Here is a 398-nt window from a genome sequence, read left to right as displayed (position 1 = left end):
TCGCTTACCGTGCCACGCACGACCATGGCGGCGCTTTCACCGTTACCATTAATCACGCCATCGGCGGTTTTATCAATGCTGGTTGTAATTGCTGCTGTGTTATCGTGCTCAACTGCATCTTGTGCTGAAATTGGGTTGCCAGCCACATCAGACACGCTAGCCGTGGCGGTGAGTGTGCCGTCGTTTAATGCGCTTGCATCAATCGGATCTGTAACGTATTCGCCATTTTGTACAAGCGCCGTTGTTTCAACTTGGTTTGTGCCATCGCTGATAATAACCGTCACGGTTTGGCCGTCTTCAACATCGGTTACTGTGCCACGTATAACCATGGCGGCGCTTTCGCCGTTGCCATTAATCACGCCGTCGGCTGTTTTATCAATGCTAGTTGTAATAACTGC

General features: G+C 50.5%; 1 protein-coding gene. It reads right to left on the bottom strand.

Annotated elements, in window-relative coordinates; all coding sequences use genetic code 11:
• Window positions 1–398, bottom strand: a 398-nt coding sequence (locus AN393_RS20295) for a hypothetical protein (RefSeq protein WP_161804173.1), incomplete at both ends; no start/stop codon positions are given.

It is taken from the genome of Pseudoalteromonas sp. P1-25, from assembly GCF_001401805.1.
Taxonomy (GTDB): domain Bacteria; phylum Pseudomonadota; class Gammaproteobacteria; order Enterobacterales; family Alteromonadaceae; genus Pseudoalteromonas.
Note: the sequence above shows the minus strand (reverse complement) of the source record. Positions and strands in the feature narration are given on the sequence as shown.